General features: G+C 70.6%; 13 protein-coding genes. 7 read left to right on the forward strand and 6 right to left on the reverse strand.

Annotation, left to right across the window (positions count from 1 at the left end; translation table 11 throughout):
• Position 1 precedes the first annotated feature (1 nt).
• The 4 genes from BLS97_RS17990 to BLS97_RS18005 are packed head-to-tail and all read left to right on the forward strand — an operon-like array spanning position 2 to position 4,157.
• Complete coding sequence (locus BLS97_RS17990) at positions 2-1,186, forward strand: acetyl-CoA C-acyltransferase (protein WP_090478563.1); 1,185 nt, start codon at positions 2-4, stop codon at positions 1,184-1,186.
• Between the two features lie 17 nt (positions 1,187-1,203).
• Positions 1,204-2,154: a methylmalonyl Co-A mutase-associated GTPase MeaB gene (meaB, locus tag BLS97_RS17995; RefSeq protein WP_090482563.1), complete on the forward strand. Its 951-nt coding sequence runs from the start codon at positions 1,204-1,206 to the stop codon at positions 2,152-2,154.
• A 39-nt stretch (positions 2,155-2,193) separates the two neighbouring features.
• The gene (locus BLS97_RS18000) at positions 2,194-3,096 is read left to right on the forward strand and encodes an ABC transporter ATP-binding protein (RefSeq protein WP_090478566.1); all 903 of its coding nucleotides are present in this window, start codon (positions 2,194-2,196) and stop codon (positions 3,094-3,096) included.
• Positions 3,093-4,157: an ABC transporter permease gene (locus BLS97_RS18005; RefSeq protein ID WP_231988179.1), complete on the forward strand. Its 1,065-nt coding sequence runs from the start codon at positions 3,093-3,095 to the stop codon at positions 4,155-4,157. The genes BLS97_RS18000 and BLS97_RS18005 overlap by 4 nt, the downstream gene beginning before the upstream one ends.
• Positions 4,158-4,166: 9 nt before the next feature.
• Here the strand turns inward: BLS97_RS18005 and BLS97_RS24280 are convergent, their stop codons facing one another.
• Positions 4,167-4,679 (reverse strand): MarR family winged helix-turn-helix transcriptional regulator, encoded by a 513-nt coding sequence (locus BLS97_RS24280; RefSeq protein ID WP_090478569.1) that lies wholly within the window; start codon positions 4,677-4,679, stop codon positions 4,167-4,169.
• A 155-nt stretch (positions 4,680-4,834) separates the two neighbouring features.
• On the opposite strand from BLS97_RS24280, the gene BLS97_RS18015 reads away from it, so the two are divergent.
• From BLS97_RS18015 to BLS97_RS18025, 3 genes are all read left to right on the forward strand, one after another.
• Positions 4,835-6,586: an acyl-CoA mutase large subunit family protein gene (locus BLS97_RS18015; protein ID WP_407938067.1), complete on the forward strand. Its 1,752-nt coding sequence runs from the start codon at positions 4,835-4,837 to the stop codon at positions 6,584-6,586.
• Between the two features lie 208 nt (positions 6,587-6,794).
• Positions 6,795-7,676 carry an exonuclease domain-containing protein gene (locus tag BLS97_RS18020; protein WP_090478572.1) on the forward strand — a complete coding sequence of 294 codons (882 nt, stop codon included), beginning with the start codon at positions 6,795-6,797 and terminating at the stop codon, positions 7,674-7,676.
• Positions 7,673-8,614 (forward strand): tetratricopeptide repeat protein, encoded by a 942-nt coding sequence (locus BLS97_RS18025; protein WP_090478575.1) that lies wholly within the window; start codon positions 7,673-7,675, stop codon positions 8,612-8,614. The genes BLS97_RS18020 and BLS97_RS18025 overlap by 4 nt, the downstream gene beginning before the upstream one ends.
• Positions 8,615-8,656: 42 nt before the next feature.
• On the opposite strand, the gene BLS97_RS18030 is transcribed toward BLS97_RS18025, so the two are convergent.
• From BLS97_RS18030 to treS, 5 genes are all read right to left on the reverse strand, one after another.
• Complete coding sequence (locus tag BLS97_RS18030) at positions 8,657-9,883, reverse strand: chloride channel protein (RefSeq protein WP_157695514.1); 1,227 nt, start codon at positions 9,881-9,883, stop codon at positions 8,657-8,659.
• A gap of 124 nt (positions 9,884-10,007) precedes the next feature.
• Positions 10,008-11,141: a neutral zinc metallopeptidase gene (locus BLS97_RS18035; RefSeq protein ID WP_090478581.1), complete on the reverse strand. Its 1,134-nt coding sequence runs from the start codon at positions 11,139-11,141 to the stop codon at positions 10,008-10,010.
• 151 nt (positions 11,142-11,292) lie between these two features.
• On the reverse strand, positions 11,293-13,554 hold the full coding sequence (glgB, locus tag BLS97_RS18040) for a 1,4-alpha-glucan branching protein GlgB (protein WP_197676257.1): 2,262 nt from the start codon (positions 13,552-13,554) through the stop codon (positions 11,293-11,295).
• Positions 13,551-14,987, reverse strand: coding sequence for a maltokinase N-terminal cap-like domain-containing protein (locus BLS97_RS18045; protein WP_172832300.1), 1,437 nt, complete (start codon positions 14,985-14,987; stop codon positions 13,551-13,553). Before BLS97_RS18045 ends, glgB begins: the two co-directional genes overlap by 4 nt.
• A gap of 4 nt (positions 14,988-14,991) precedes the next feature.
• Positions 14,992-16,788 (reverse strand): maltose alpha-D-glucosyltransferase, encoded by a 1,797-nt coding sequence (gene treS, locus BLS97_RS18050; protein WP_090478583.1) that lies wholly within the window; start codon positions 16,786-16,788, stop codon positions 14,992-14,994.
• Between the last annotated feature and the right edge of the window lie 6 nt (positions 16,789-16,794).

The following is a 16,794-nucleotide window of genomic DNA, read 5'->3' on the forward strand; positions in this document are numbered from 1 at the left end:
CATGGGATCAACGGTGATCATTGCCGGCGCTCGCACGCCGATGGGACGACTTTCCTCCGCACTGGCCGGGGCCACCGCGGTCCAGCTCGGGGGCGCGGCGATCGCCGGCGCCCTGGCCCGGAGCCAGGTCCCGGCCGGGGATGTCGAGTACGTGATCATGGGACAGGTGCTGCAGGCCGGGTGCGGACAGATCCCGGCCCGTCAGGCCGCCGTGGCCGGCGGGATCGGCATGGACGTGCCCGCCCTCACCGTGAACAAGGTGTGCCTGTCCGGACTGGAGGCCATCGCGCTGGCCGACCAATTGATCCGGGCCGGCGAGTTCGAAGTGGTGGTGGCCGGCGGCATGGAGTCGATGACCAACGCGCCGCACCTGCTCCCCGGATCCCGCGCCGGGTACAAGTTCGGCGAGGTCACGCTGCTCGACCACACCGACTTCGACGGACTGCGTGACGCCTTCACCGACCAGGCCATGGGGGCGCTGACCGAGCAGCGCAACGACCGGGAACCGTTGACCAGGCTGGAGCAGGACGAGTTCGCGGCCCGGTCGCATCGGCGCGCCGCCGCCGCGGCCGAATCCGGGTTGTTCGCGCAGGAGATCATTCCGGTGACCATCCACGGCCGCCGGGGGGACGTGGTGGTCGACTCCGACGAGGGGATCCGGCCCGAGACCACGGTCGAGGTCCTTGGCCGCCTGCGGCCGGCCTTCCGGGCGGACGGGACCATCACCGCGGGATCCGCCTCCCCGATCTCCGACGGCGCGGCCGCGGTCGTGGTGATGAGCAAGGAGCGGGCCCAGCGGGCCGGGCTGCGGTGGATCGCCGAGATCGAGGCACACGGGGTCGTGGCCGGTCCCGACTCGTCGCTGCAGCTGCAGCCGGCCAACGCGATCCGGGCCGCCGCCCGGAAGGCGGGCGTCGATGTTGCCGACCTGGACCTGATCGAGATCAACGAGGCGTTCGCGGCGGTCGGCATCGCCTCCGCCCGGGATCTGCAGGTGTCGGAGGACCGGGTGAACGTCAACGGCGGAGCCATCGCGCTCGGGCACCCGATCGGCACCTCCGGCGCGCGGCTCGTCCTGCATCTGGCCCTGGAACTGGGCCGCCGCGGTGGCGGTCTGGGCGCGGCCGCGCTGTGTGGCGGTGGGGGTCAGGGTGATGCGCTGATCATCTCCGTACCCGGCCGGTGACCTCGGCGCCGGAGCTCGTGACGGCCGCCCTGGGCGGATCGGTGCGGGCGGTGGCCCGACTGATCAGCCGGGTCGAGTCGGGCGGGCGGTCGGCCCGGGAGGTGTCGACAGCGCTGGCCGGCCGGCCGCGGGAGGCGGCGGTCTGGGGCCTGACCGGGCCGCCGGGCGTCGGGAAGTCGACCATCACCGCGGCCCTGATCGGGCAGTTGCGCCGCTCCGGCCGGACGGTCGCGGTGTTGGCGATCGATCCGTCGAGCCCGTTCAGCGGGGGAGCCTTGCTCGGTGACCGGGTCAGGATGACCGAACACGTCACCGACCCGGGGGTGTTCATCCGCTCGATGTCGAGTCGTGGGCACCTCGGCGGTCTCTCCTCGGCCACTCCGGGCGCGGTCGATCTGCTGTCGGCCCTCGGCTTCGACGTGGTGCTGGTGGAGACGGTCGGCGTCGGCCAGAACGAGGTCGACGTGCTCCGGCTGGCCGACACCGTGGTGGTGGTGGTCGCGCCCGGAGCCGGCGACGGCATCCAGGCGGCGAAGGCGGGCATCCTGGAGATCGCCGACCTGTTGGTGGTGAACAAGGGAGACCGGGAAGGCGCGGCGGCCACCGTCCGGGAACTGAAGTCCATGATTGCCCTCGGCCGCGCCCGAACGGCCCGACGCGGAGATTGGCGCATTCCGGTGTTGACGACCACGGCCACCGCCGACATCGGCATTCCGGAATTGCTGGTCCAGATCCGTGCACATTCAACGTTCTCGGCGGAGACCGGTCTGCGGGAGCGAAGGCGATCAGATCGGGCTGCGGTGGCGATCGAAACGGTCGTGCTGGACCATGTGCACCGGCTTCTGGCTGGACCGAACGGTCGAGCCGAGCTCGAGAACGGTGCGGCCCGAATGGCGGAACAGGGCGATGACGCGCACTCCGGCGCGGCGGTCCTGTGGGCCTGGATCGCCGGGCAGCCATTTGTCTGAGCCTTGTGTCGTACGGGTCGCCATCGCTTAGATGTGGGCATGATCGACGCGATCGTCGTGCGAGACCTCGTCAAGACCTATCAGGATCTGCGCGCGGTCGATTCGGTGTCGTTCTCCGTCCGACACGGGGAGTTCTTCGGCATCCTCGGGCCGAACGGGGCGGGAAAGACGACCCTGCTGGAGATCATCGAGGGCCTCCGCGAGCCGGACTCCGGACAGGCGCAACTGCTCGGCCACAACTCGTGGCCGCGGAACCTGGCGGTGCTGCCGCGGATCGGGGTGCAGCTGCAGGCCACGTCCTTCTTCGAGCGCCTCACCGCGGCCGAGCAACTGTCGACCTTCGCGGCGCTGTACGGACTGCCGTCCTCCCGAACGGCCGACATGCTGGAGCTGGTCGGCATGACCGAGAGCGCCGGAGTGCGAGCGGAGAAGCTGTCCGGCGGCCAGGCGCAACGACTGTCGATCGCCTGCGCCCTGGTCCACGATCCGGACGTCGTCTTCCTCGACGAACCGACAGCCGCGCTTGACCCGCAGGCCCGACGCAATCTCTGGGACCTGTTGCGCGCCATCAACGACCGGGGCAAGACGGTCGTGCTGACCACTCACTACATGGACGAGGCCGAGTCGCTCTGCGATCGGGTGGCCATCATGGATCGCGGGCGCATCCTGCGGATGGGCCGTCCGGCCGTCCTGGTCCGTCAGCTGAACGCCCCGGTTCGCATCTCGGTGGACACCTCCGCCCTGACGCCGGACAAGTTGGCCCTCGTTCCGCACGTCGAGCGGGCCGAACAGGACGGCCAGTGGACTGTCGTCACCACCTGGCGGCCCGGTCCGGTCCTCGCGGCCCTGGCCGATGTCGACGCCCTGAGCGGCCTGCAGGTGCGTGGCGCCACCCTGGAAGACGTCTTCCTCGACCTCACCGGACGGGAGTACCGAGCGTGACCGCCTTCAGAGCCCTGTCGGCCGCGATGTTCAAGGGGTTCATCCGGGACCGCATGACCGTGTTCTTCACGATCTTGTTCCCGATGTTCTTCATCATCATCTTCGGGCTCGTCTTCACCAGCAGCGGGTCGTCCAAGGCGAAGGTGGTCGAGGTCGGCCCCGTCCCGGTGATCGATTCGCTGCCCGCGGCGGCCAGGAGCGCGCTGGGTCAGACGGTGACCCTGACCAGGTCGTCGTCGATCGATGACGCGCTGGCGGCCGTCCGGAAGGGGGACATCACGGCGGCCGTCGAGCAGCAGGGCAACCGGCTGGTGCTGCACTACTCGAACGCCGACCAGGTCGCGTCGGCCACCGTGCAGGGGATCTTCTCCGCCTTCATCAACCAGACCAACCTGGCCGTCACGGGTGTCCCGGCCCGGTACGAGTTGGCGACGGCCCAGGTCGAGGACCTGTCGTTGAAGGCGATCCAGTACATCGCACCGCAGATGATCGCCTACGGCGTCTCCGTCGGGGCGGTGTTCGGGGCGGCGATGACCCTGATCACCTGGCGCGAGAAGAAGGTGTTGCGCCGGCTGCGGCTGGCCCCGCTGAGGACCTCGACCGTGATCGGTTCCCGGGTGGCCGTCTCGCTGGCGGTTGCGGTGCTGCAACTGATCATCTTCGTCGGGTTCTCCATGCTGCCGTTCCTCGGTCTGCAGCTCCGGGGCGCCTGGTACATGTCGGTGCCGCTCGTGCTGGCCGGAACCATGGCCTTCCTGTCGATCGGCCTGTTCGTCGGGGCGGTGGCCAAGACAGCGGAGGGCGGTAGCGGACTGGCCAACCTCATCACGTTGCCGATGGCGTTCCTGTCCGGTGCGTTCATCCCGATCGAATCGGCGCCCGGCTGGTTGGTGACGGTGTCGAAGTTCATGCCGTTGGGCTATCTGGTGACCGGGATGAAGGACGTGATGGTCCGCGGCCAGGGTCCGGCGTCGGCTCTGGTCCCGATCGCGATCCTGCTGGCCTTCGCGGTCGTGGTCACGGCGCTGGCCAGCCGGCTGTTCCGGTGGGACAGCGCCTGATCCTGGCCGTCAGGCGAAATCCCCGGCCGAGCGGCGCACCTTGGTGAGCAACTCGGACAGCGCCGCGGACTCCTCCGGCTCCAGCCCGAAGAGGCCGAAGTTGGCCGACGTGACGGCGGTGGTGGCCCCGCCGAGACGCTCGCGCCCGGCGTCGGTGAGCTCGACCAGCGTGGTGCGGCGATCACTCGGGTGCGGCAGCCGCCGGGCCAGGCCGTCGGCTTCCAGGCGGTCGACGATGTTGGTGATGGAGGTCGGGTGCAGCTGCAGCCGCTCACCCATCATCCGCATCGGCAGGGATCCGCGGCGGGAGAACGACAGCAGCACCAGGGCTTCGTAGCGGGCGAACGTCAGCCCGTGGGGCTTGAGCGCCTCGTCCACGCTGGCCTGCAGGATCTGCTGGACCCGCATGATGTTGGTCACCGCGGCCATCGCGCCGTTCGGGCCGATCCGTTCGGCCCAGGTCTGTGCCGCCTTCGCGATGGGGTCGAAGGGCAGTGCGCGCGACGGGGCGTTCGAGGTCATGCAGGCGACGGTAGCAAGACGACCCTCCGCCCGGCATCGCTGGCCGCCCCGACGGCAATGCTTGGATCTCCGACAGTCGGATATCCTTGTGACTGCTGGCGGATCGATGTCGATCCGCCCGGTCCGCGGGAGAGGCGGCAGTCGTGAACGGCGCAGTGGTGACAACCGGTACCGACCCCACGACGAGGGAGACCCGCCCGACGGATTCGATCGCCGCCGGACGCCGGAGGTGGCAGGCCCGGTTCGACGCGGCCGCGCAGGCCGGCCGGGTCCGCGACGCGGACTTCACCACCTTGTCCGGGCTCGAGGTGCAACCGGTGTACGGGCCGGCCGACTCCGATTCGATCGCCGGCTTCGACCGGATCGGCTGGCCGGGTGAGTTCCCGTTCACCCGCGGGCTGCATGCCACCGGCTACCGGGGCAAGGCGTGGACGATCCGCCAGTTCGCCGGCTTCGGCAACGCGGCCGACACCAACGAGCGCTACCGGATGATCCTCGCCGAAGGCGGGGGAGGTCTCTCGGTCGCCTTCGACATGCCGACTCTGATGGGCCGTGATTCCGACGACCCGCGGGCGGTCGGCGAGGTCGGTCACTGCGGCGTCGCCATCGACTCCGCGGCCGACATGGAGCGACTCTTCCAGGGCATCGATCTCGGCCAGGTCAGCACCTCGATGACCATCTCCGGGCCGGCCGTGCCCATCTTCTGCATGTACCTGGTCGCCGCCCAGCGGCAGGGGGTCGACCTGCGCCGCCTCGACGGGACGCTACAGACCGACATCTTCAAGGAGTACATCGCGCAGAAGGAATGGATCTTCGCGCCCGAGCCGCATCTGCGGCTGATCGGCGACCTGATGGAGTACTGCCTGGCCGAGATCCCGGCCTACAAGCCGATCTCGGTCTCCGGCTACCACATCCGGGAGGCCGGATCCACGGCCGCACAGGAGCTGGCCTTCACCCTGGCCGACGGATTCGCCTACGTGGAGCTCGGCCTGTCCCGAGGGTTGGACGTCAACGCCTTCGCCCCTGGTCTGAGCTTCTTCTTCGACGCCCACGTCGACTTCTTCGAGGAGATCGCCAAGTTCCGGGCCGCCCGCCGCATCTGGGCCCGCTGGATGCGTGATCGGTTCGGCGCCGACGACCCGCGGGCCCAGTGGCTGCGGTTCCACACCCAGACGGCCGGGGTGTCGCTCACCGCACAGCAGCCCGACAACAACGTGGTCCGCACCGCGATCGAGGCCCTCAGCGCGGTGCTCGGCGGGACGAACTCGTTGCACACCAACGCCTTGGACGAGGTTCTGGCCCTGCCCAGCGCGAAGGCGGCCCAGATCGCGCTTCGCACCCAGCAGGTGATCATGCAGGAGTCCGGGGTGGCCAACGTCGCTGATCCGCTCGGCGGAAGCTGGTACGTGGAGGCCCTGACGGACCGGATGGAGGCCGAGGCCGAGGCCATCTTCGCCGGGATCCGCGAACGGGCGGCCAAGGCCGTTCCGTCCGGCTCGTACCCGATCGGCGAGATGACCAGCGGCATCCTGGCCGGTATCGAGGACGGCTACTTCACCGGCGCCATCGCCGACGCCGCGTTCGACTTCGCGATGGCGGTCGAGGACGGCCGCAAGAAGATGGTCGGTGTCAACACGTTGACCGGCGGCGTCGGTGACGATCTGGAAATCCTGCGCATCTCCGACCAGGTCGAGGTGGAGCAGCGGGCCGAACTGGCCCGACGGCGCGCCGCCCGGGACCAGGACGCGGTCGACACGGCCCTGCGCGACCTGGTGACGGCCGCGTCCGGCCGCACGAATCTGATTCCGCCCATGCTGATCGCGGCCCAGGCCGAGGCCACCCTGGGCGAGATCTGCGATGCCCTGCGCGGTGTGTGGGGGACCTACACGGAGCCGGCCCGCATCTGATCGGCCGGCGCGCCCGCCCCGGTGCCGCTCGGTCGGGGGGCGTCCGCTCGGCCGGGGGGCCGGGTGGGGACGCCCCGGTGTCGTTCACCTCGTCTGTCGGGGGCCACGCGTAACGTCCAGCCCATCAGCGGGGCCGAGCGTTCGCACCGCTGCGGGCCGGGCAGCCGCCCGATCCGACCAGCGGGTACCAGCGACGGCGAGGCGTGAGATGAGCGGCGAGGATCCCTTCGCGCAGGGCCCGGCGTGGCATGCGGGCACGCTCGTCGGATTCGACCTGGAGACCACCGGCGTCGACACCACCACCGATCGCATCGTGACCGCGGCCGTGGTGCACGTCGGGCCGGACGGCCGCGTGCAGCGCTCCATGAGCTGGCTCGTCGATCCGGGCGTTCCGATCCCGCCGGCGGCTACCGCCGTCCACGGAGTGACCACCGGTCAGGCCAGGGCGTCCGGCCAGGCGTCGTCCGTGGCCGTGGCCGAGATCATCGGCGAGCTGGAGGCCGCGTGGCGGTCCGGTTCGCCGGTGGTCATCTTCAACGCTCCCTACGACCTGACGTTGCTCGATGCCGAGGCGGCGCGATCGCGACTGCCGCGTCTGGCCACCCGGACGTGGTGGACCGACGCGCACGTGGTCGACCCGCTGGTCATGGACCGCGGCCTTGACCGATTCCGGGCCGGCAAGCGGACGCTCGGCGCCACCGCCGAGCACTACCGGGCCGAGGCCCGCGACGCCCATTCCGCGCTGGGAGATGCCATCGCCGCCGTCTCGGTGGCCCGGGCCATCGCCGAGCGGCACCGGCTGATCGAGGCGGCCGACGCCCACACCATGCACAGCGCCCAGGTCGGATGGCATTTCGACTGGGCGGTGCACCTGCAGGCGCACCTGCGATCGAAGGGCCGGGCCGATGTGGAGATCGACCGTTCGTGGCCTCTGCGCCGGCCGGTCGTCGGCCGGCACCGCGCGCCCGAGCCGGCCGGTCGGCACCGCGCGCCCGAGCCGACGGCGGCGGCCACAGTGGTCCACGACCCGTTCCTCGGGCTGACCGGGATGTCGGGCCGAAGCCCGGCACATGTGAAAATGCTTGTATGACCCGTCCGGATCGTCGCCAGCAAGCAGCCCTGTCCACGGCCTTCGCCGGTGCCATCGACCTGTCCGCGCTGGCCAACCGCCCCGCTCCGGGCGCCGCGCCCGCGCCCGATGCGAAGCCGCCGTCGAAGTACAACATCGACGTCACCGAGGCCACCTTCGGAGAGGTCGTGCAGGCCTCGACCGAGGTACTGGTCGTATTCGATCTGTGGTCGGCCCGATCCGCGCTGTCGGCGTCGTTGTCGGCCATCCTGAATGACGTCGTCGACGGTGGTCACGGTGCGTGGGTGCTGGCCCGGATCGATGTCGACACCAACCCGAGGGTGGCCCAGGCCTTCCAGGCTCGCGAGATCCCCACCATCATCGCCGTGGCCGGCGGCCAGCCGGTCGACGCCTACGCCGGCCCGGCCGACGAGAAGTCGGTGCGGACCTGGATCACCGGCCTGTTGGACGCGCTGCGGGACCGGCTGCCCGGGATCAAGGCCGCGGAGGATGCCGCCGGGATCGAACCGGGACCAGCCGCGCCGGAGGAGGACCCTCGATTCCTGGCGGCCGAGGATGCCCTGATGGTGGCCGACTACGAGACGGCGCGCACGGAGCTGGAACAGATCCTGGCCGAGGAGCCGGGCAACGAGCGGGCCACGGCGGCCCTGGCCCAGACCCTGTTCCTGGCCCATACCGACGCCCTCCCGGCAGACACCGTCGCGGCCGCCGACGCCGATCCGGACAACGTTCCGCTGCAGTGCGATGCGGCCGACATCCAGGTCTCCGCGGGCGAGGTGCAGGCGGCTTTCGATCGCCTGATCGGCGTCGTGAAGAGGACCGCCGGGGACGAGCGAACGGCCGCTCGCGAGCATCTCCTTTCCCTGTTCGGGTTGTTCGCGGTCGACGACGACCAGGTCAAGCAGGCGCGACGCGCGCTGGCCGCGGCGTTGTACTGATCACCGGACGGGCGGATTCGCCGAGCCGCGGTTGGCCGGCCCTCAGGCGATAGCCCGGCCGACCGCCGCGGCCAGCGCCACGGCCAGCCCGATCGGGACGAGCAGGGCCAGACCCGTGCCGCTCAGTTCCATGACCAGCACGACCGCGCACAGTGGGGCCCGCTGGGCCGCGGCCAGGACGGCCGCCGCGCCGATCAGTGCGCAGGCGGCGATCGGGGAGCCCGGCCAGAGCTGGGTGAGGCCCTCGCCGCCCAGCGCCCCGAGTACCGCTCCGGTGGCCAGCGCGGGGGTGAGCAGTCCGCCGTTCGCTCCAGTGGCCAGCATCGCCCCGGTGACCGCCGGCTTCAGGATCAGCAACACGACGGCCGCCGAGATGGCCAGCTGACCGTCGAAGGCCAGCTGGGCCAGGCCCTTGCCGTTGCCCAGCAACGCCGGGTAGGCGATGGCCGCCACTCCGAGCAGACCGAAGCCGACCGTTACCACCAGCGGCAGCCCCCACCCGGATGGTGCCCATCGCCGGCAGGCGGCCGCGTAGGCCCGGAGGCCGCCGCCGACCAGTCCGGCCACCGGACCGAGAATCACGGCCAGGAGCAACTCCGGGGTGTGCAGGCTCTGCCCAGGCACGGCGTAGGTCGGATCGTCGCCGAGCAGTGGCCATCCGATGGCGGTGGCCACGGCGGCGCTCAGCAGCGCCGGGAGGACGTCGGCGGCGGCGGCGGAGACCAGCAGCACCTCCAGGGTGAACACGGCGCCGCCCAGCGGCACGTTGTAGACGCAGGCCAGGCCGGCTCCGGCCCCGCAGGCCAGGATGGTGCGCCGTTGCCGCGCGGGGAGCCGCATCAGGTCGGCCAGCCACCCGGCCAGAGCCGCGCCGACCAGGCGGGGGGCTCCCTCCCGGCCCAACGAGGCGCCGAACCCGACGGCGGCGATCTGCAGCACCCCCTCGGCGGTGGTGCGGCCGATGGCCGGGCGCCCGCCGGCCTCCAGGATCTTCTCGACCGGGTCGACCGGCGGTTGCCAGCGTCGCAGCGCCCACCACCCACTGCCGACGACGACGCCGCCGATGGTCAGGGCGAGGATGCGGCGGAGGTTCGAGGCGCGTTCGACTCCGGTCAGGAACGTCGCCTCCGTGTAACCGAAGGCCAGGTGTTGAACCAGGTGCAGGAGCAGGGTGAGCAGCACCCCGCCGACCCCGGCCAACGCGCCGGCGAGAGTGGCGACCACCAGCAGACGGGGGGTGAGCCGGGCAGCGGTAGTCGGGTCGGCCACCCGAGGACGGTACCCCGGACGCCGGAGGTGGAACTGGGCGCGTCGGACGACCGCCGGCGGCCGGTGCGCACCGGCGGAGGACGCCGGCCGTCCTCGGGACGCGTCGATGGCGCCGGCCCGGCGGTCACCGGCAGGCGGCGAGTCCCCGGGCGAAGCCATCGGCGAAACCGGCCAGCTCACCGATGGTGGCGTCCGGCCGGGCGCGAAGCATGTTCAGCGCCTCGTCGGCGTCACCACCCCACGAGCCGAGGGCGCCGTCTGCCGCGTGTCCGAACACCGACGCGGTCCAGGCACCAGCGAAGCAGGCGGCGCCCACGGCGGTGCCCTTGGTCGCACGTCCGATGGACAGGGCCAGAGCGGCGGCCGCGGCGAACTGCCCGTACGGCGCGGCCGCGGCCAGATCGGCGGCCGAGGGGGTGGCCGCGGCCGCGGAACCCGCTGCGGCCGGGAGCCGGGCTGCGAGCGCCAGCATGGCCGGCCGGCCGGCGGCCAGCGCCGCGGCGGTGGAGGCGAATCGATGCGGTCGTGGGGTGTCGGTCAGACCGGCCCGCCCGAGAGTGGGATGCAGGGCTCCTCTGGTCAGGGCATGGCAGGCCGCGGCGCCGGATCGGTAGCCGTCGAGAACGGCGGTCAGCCGATCCAGGGCGAGGCCATGAGCGGTCGGATCGTCGACGCGGACGGTCACCGGGTCGGCGAAGTCCAGCAGCGGAGCGACGGCGCGCACCATCGACGGCTCGGGCAGACGCACGTGGGCGGTCCGGCCGGCCACCGCCTCGGCCAGGAAGGCCCCGGCGAAGCAGTCGCCCTGGGCCTCGATCAGCAGGCTCGGGTACTTGGTCGGGTCGGCGGTGCGCTGGGCGGCGGTCGGCCCGATCCGGGCCTGGATGGCATGGCCGAACTCGTGGGCGAAGGAAGCGGTGAGCCCGGCTGCTCCGTAGTGACCCAGCAGAACCGGGACGAGCCCGGCCGAGTCGTAGACGATCGCATCACCGGTGGGGCAGTAGTAGGCGTTCCCGGCGATCTGGGACGGCGACGTGATGCACCACGACCGGCCGGCGTCCGCCGACGAGTCGATCGACACGTAGCCACCGGTCAGCGGGGCGAACTCGTGCCCGAAGGCGGTCGGCAGGGTGGCCGACCAATAGGTGTTCAAGTCGGTCAGTACGCCGGCCACCACGGCGTCGTCGCCGCTGCCGGCGGGGGTCACCGGACCGACGTGGCGCACGGCCAGCGGGGTCGCGCCCTCGAAGCCGACCACGGTCTCGGCCGGAAGCGCCGACCCGGCCAGCGATCCGGGGGAGGGCAGCGCGATCGCCGCTAGCAGGGCCAGCGTCGCCGACAGCGCCGCGCCCAGCCAGAAGGCCGGGCGCGGCGCTGAGCGTCTGGTCGTCAGGAGGCAGGACCCGGGATCACCCGTGCGGCGCCGACTCCGGCACCAGCCAGAGCGCGCCGAGCGGCGGGACGGTCAGCGTGGCCGAGCTGGGCAGACCATGCCAGGGCTGGTCGGAGGCGACGACCGCGCCCATGTTGCCGGCACCGGACCCGCCGTAGATCGCGGAGTCGGTGTTGACCGCCTCGCGCCAGACCCCGCTGAACGGGAGTCCGACCCGGTAGCCCGCGTGCGGCTGGGGGGAGAAGTTGACCACGCAGACCAGGGAGGACCCGTCCGATCCCCAGCGGAGGAAGGCCAGCACGTTTCCGTCCCGGTCGTTAGCGTCGATCCACCGGAAACCCTCGGGCTTGAAGTCCTGGGTGTACAGCGCGGGGGTGGCCTTGTAGGTGCGGTTCAGGTCGCCGACCAGGCTGCGGATGCCGTTGTGGATCGGGTAGTCCTTGAGCTGCCACGGCACCTGGACCGTCTCGCTCCACTCCCAGGGGGTGCCGAGCTCCTGGCCCATGAACAGCAGCTGCTTGCCCGGGTGGGCCCACATGTAGGCGTAGTAGGCCCGGAGCGTGGCCGCCTTCTGCCACTCGTCGCCGGGGATCTTGCCCCACAGGGAACTCTTGCCGTGCACCACCTCGTCGTGCGAGATCGGGAGGACGAACTGCTCCGTGTAGGCGTACATCATCGAGAACGTCAACTCGTTGTGGTGCCACGCCCGGTAGATCGGGTCCCGGGCGATGTAGCCCAGGGTGTCGTGCATCCAGCCCATGTTCCACTTCAGGTGGAATCCGAGGCCGCCCAGGTACGTCGGCCGGGTCACGCCCGGCCACGCCGTCGATTCCTCGGCGATCATCATCGCGCCGGGGACGCGCTTGCCGACCGTCGCGTTGGTCTCCTGGATGAAGGCGACTGCGTCCAGGTTCTCCCGCCCGCCGTAGACGTTGGGCAGCCACTCGCCGGCGTTGCGGGAGTAGTCCAGGTAGAGCATCGAGGCCACCGCGTCGACCCGCAGGCCGTCCAGGTGGAACTCCTCCAGCCAGTACAGCGCATTGGCGACCAGGAAGTTACGCACCTCCCGACGGCCGAAGTCGAAGACGAAGGTGCCCCAGTCGGGCTGCTCGCCGCGGCGGGGGTCGGCGTGCTCGTAGAGCGAGGTGCCGTCGAACCGGCCGAGGGCCCATTCGTCCTTGGGGAAGTGAGCCGGCACCCAGTCCAGGATCACGCCGATGCCCGCCTGATGCAGCCGATCCACCAGGTACCGGAAGTCGTCGGGCGACCCGAACCGCGGGTCGGGGGCGTAGTAGGAGGTGACCTGGTAACCCCAGGAACCGCCGAACGGATGCCCGGCCAACGGCAGGAACTCGAGGTGGGTGAAGCCCGTCTCGGCCAGGTCGGCGACCAGGGCGTCGGCCATCTCCCGATAGCCGATGTCGGTGCGCCAGGAACCGGCGTGGATCTCGTAGATGGACATCGGGCCGGCCAGATGGTCCGCCGCACGGCGTTGCTCCATCCAGGCGTCGTCGGTCCAGGTGTAGCTGCTCGTGGTGACCACCGAAGCGGTGGCCGGGGGAATCTCGGCGCCGAAGGCCATCGGGTCGGCCTTCTCCCGCCAGACCCCGTCCTGGCCCAGGATCTGGAACTTGTAGCGGGTGCCGGCCCCGACGTCGGGCAGGAACACCTCCCACACACCGGACGAGCCGAGCGAACGCATCGGCTGCCCGGCCCCGGACCAGTGGTCGAAGTCGCCGGTGACCCGCACACCGCGGGCGCTGGGGGCCCACACCGCGAACGAGGTGCCGGTGACGCTCCCGATCGGCGTGTCGTAGCTGCGGACATGCGCGCCGAGGACGGTCCAGAGGAATTCGTGGCGGCCCTCGCCGATCAGGTGCAGGTCGATGTCGCCCAGGGTCGGCAGCCAGCGGTACGGGTCGTCGACCTCGTACGAGATGTCACCGTCGGGACCGGCGTAGACCACCCGCAACCGGTAGTCGGTCGGCGGCCCGGGAACGGTGACCGCGAAGACGCCGCCGTGCACGTGCTCCAGCGGGGTCTCGGTTCCCTCGGTCAGCAGGGTCACCGACTTGGCGTGGTGGCGCAGGGTCCGGATGACGGTGCTGCCGTCCGGCTGCGGATGAGCGCCCAGGATGCCGTGCGGATTGTGGGTGTCCCCGCCGATCAACTTCTCGTACTCGTCGATGCTCGGGCCGATCGGCGCCGCCGGGGTGACCGGCGGCGTTGACACGACCGGCGGAACCCCCGGCTCGCTCGAGGTGCTGGGACTGCTCACTTCTGACCTCCGGTATTGATGAGTCTGACGACTGCTTGGAGCGGGATCGGTTCCCAGCTGGGCCGGTGTCCGTGTTCGTAGGCGACCTCGTAGATCGCCTTGTCGAGTTCGAACGCCGCCAGCAACGAACCCATGTCGCGCGGATCCTCTCCGGACACGGCGGCGTACCCGTCGCAGAATGCGGAGCGGTTACGGGCCGCCCACTCCTGCGCACGGTAGGCGTGCTGGGAGTCCGACGCACCTCCGGAGTGGTTCGCGGCGTAGTCGAAGGACCGCAACATGCCGGCGATGTCCCGCAGCGGCGAGTGCATCGCCCGACGGACGGCCAGCGGCTTGGACGGCTCACCCTCGAAATCGATGATGGCCCAACCGGTCAGGGTCCGGAGCGTCTGACCGAGCTGCAGATCACCGTGGATCCGTTGGACCCGGACACCGCCGGAGGCGCGATCGGCCCGGCTGAAGGCAGTCCGGATCTCCGGCAGCAACTCGCCGATGGACGGGACATGGGCGCCGACCGCCTCCGCGCTGGCCACCATCGACCCGATCAGCTCGGCCACCTGGTCGGCATCGAGCTCCGCCGTCCCGAAGGCGCGGGCCAGGTCCTGGTGCACCTCGGCGATGGCCCGTCCCAGCCGCAGCGATTCCGCGGCGAAGTCGCCGCCGACCTCGTCGGCCCGCAGATCACCCTCGGCCATCAGGTCGCGCACGCTGGCCGTGGCCATGGCCCAGCCCTCCGCGCTGTTGGCGAAGAATCCGGTCAGCAGGGCCAGCGTGGTGCGTTCACCGGCCACCGGCCCTTCGATCACGCCCAGCGCGGGCGCGATGTGCGACGACCCGGCGGCCTGCAGCGCCCGGTGTACCTCGGCGTCGGGATTGAGGCCCGGCTCCAACCGCCGGAACACCTTCAGAATGCTGGAGCTGCCGTACACGATCGACGTGTTGGACTGTTCGGCCCCGATGACCAGCCCGCCGACCGAGGTGTCGATCGTCGCGCCGGGCTCCGGAACGAAGTCGATGTCGCCGAGGCTGACGCCGTCCGCGATGTTCTGCAGGACAGCGCCGGACACGTCGGCGTCGTGCAGGGCGTCGAAGGCGAACAGGCCGTCGACCTCGCCGATCAGCACGTGCGCGAACCGCTCCGGGTGGTGCTGAGCCCAGCCGACCCAGAGTTGGTACAGCTGGGGTCCGCCGGGGGAGGGCACCGTGAACAGAACCTGCTCCACCTCGCGGGAGTCGAACTGCCCGATGGGGGTCCTTGATTCGATGGTGACCGCGGTGAGCGCCTCGCCCTTGTGGGCGAACCACCGCTGGCCGGGCAACCATTGGGCCAGCAGGAGGGCCAGCCCGTCGGCGCCTCCTCCGACGTGCTGTTCGGGGTCCCGATATTCGGTGGCGGTCGCGGTCGGGTGGTTGCCAGGTGCCTCGTCATTCATCGACTCAGGACACCTCCTGTCCGTTGTATTCGGGTTCGCCATACGGGTTGGAGTCCGGCCGCGTGATGTCGAACCAGTAGAAGCCGTGCCCGGGAAGGGTCAGCAGGTAGGGCAGTTCACCGATGGCCGGGAACGGGGTCCCACCGGTCAGTTCGACCGGGACGGCGCCGTTGTACTCCCGCAGATCCAATTCCACCGGCTGCGGGAAACGGGAGAGGTTGTTGACGCACAGCACGGTGCCGGCCTCGCCGGTCGGTCCGTCCGCGTCCGTCGGGGCGTAGGTGCGGATGTAGGACAACACCGTCGGGTTGGAGCCGCCGAGGTCGGAGAACTCGCCCAGGGCGAAGGCGGGGTGCCGCTTGCGGATCTCGAGCATCCGGCGGGTCCAGTGCAGCAGGGATGCCGTGCTGTTCATCTGGGCCTCGACGTTGACCGTCTGGAACCCGTAGATCGGATCCATGATGGCCGGCAGGTACAGCCGGGCCGGATCGGACCGGGAGAAGCCGGCGTTGCGGTCGGGGGACCACTGCATCGGCGTGCGGACGCCGTCCCGGTCGCCGAGCCAGATGTTGTCGCCCATGCCGATCTCGTCCCCGTAGTACAGGCAGGGGGATCCGGGCAGGCTGAACAGCATGGCGGTGAACAGCTCCTGGGAATTCCGGTCGCCGTCCAGGAGCGGGGCCAGGCGGCGGCGGATGCCGATGTTGGCCTTCATCCGGGGATCGCGGGCGTACTCGTTCCACATGTAGTCGCGGTCCTCGTCGCTCACCATCTCCAGGGTGAGCTCGTCGTGGTTCCGCAGGAAGATCCCCCACTGGGCCGAGGACGGGATCGGCGGCGTCTGGGCCAGGATCTCCGAGATCGGGAACCGCGACTCCCGGCGCGCGGCCATGAAGATGCGCGGCATCAGCGGGAAGTGGAAGCACATGTGGCACTCGTCGCCGCCCACGGCCGGGTCGCCGTAGTAGTCGACGACGTCCGACGGCCACTGGTTGGCCTCGGCCAGCAGGATGCGGCCGGGATACTCGTCCTCCACCACCTTGCGGCAGCGCTTCAGGAACGCGTGCGTCTCCGGCAGGTTCTCGCCGTTGGTGCCCTCACGGACGTAGAGGTAGGGCACGGCGTCCAACCGGAACCCGTCAACGCCCAGGTCGAGCCAGAAGCGCATGACGTCGATCATGGCGTCGCCGACGGCCGGGCAGTCGAAGTTGAGATCGGGTTGATGAGCGAAGAAGCGGTGCCAGAAATACTGTTTGCGGACCGGGTCGAACGTCCAGTTGCTGGGCTCGGTGTCCACGAAGATCACCCGGGCGTCCGGGTAGCCCGCGTCGTGGTCGGCCCAGACGTAGTAGTCGCCGAACGGACCGTCGGGATCGTTGCGCGACTCCTGGAACCAGGTGTGGCTGTCGCTGGTGTGGTTCATCACGAGGTCGGTGATGATCCGGATGCCGCGCTCGTGACAGGCCTGGATCAGCGCCGCGAAGTCCTGCACCGTCCCGAATTCGGGCAGCACCTTGCGGTAGTCGCGGATGTCGTACCCGCCGTCCCGCAACGGTGAGTCGTAGAACGGCGGGATCCACAGGCAGTCGACCCCGAGCCAGGCCAGGTAGTCGAGCTTCTCGATGAGGCCGCGGATGTCGCCGGTGCCGTCGCCGTTGGAGTCGAAGAAGGTGCGGACCAGCACCTCGTAGAAGACGGCCCGCTTGTACCACTCCGGGTCGGTCGACAGGGCGCTGTGGCCGGGGTCGGGACCCGGTTGGTGATCAGTGTGCGCTACGGCGCGTCCGACGGACTCGGTCATGCCCAC

Origin of the sequence: Nakamurella panacisegetis, from assembly GCF_900104535.1 — a bacterium.
GTDB lineage: Bacteria > Actinomycetota > Actinomycetes > Mycobacteriales > Nakamurellaceae > Nakamurella > Nakamurella panacisegetis.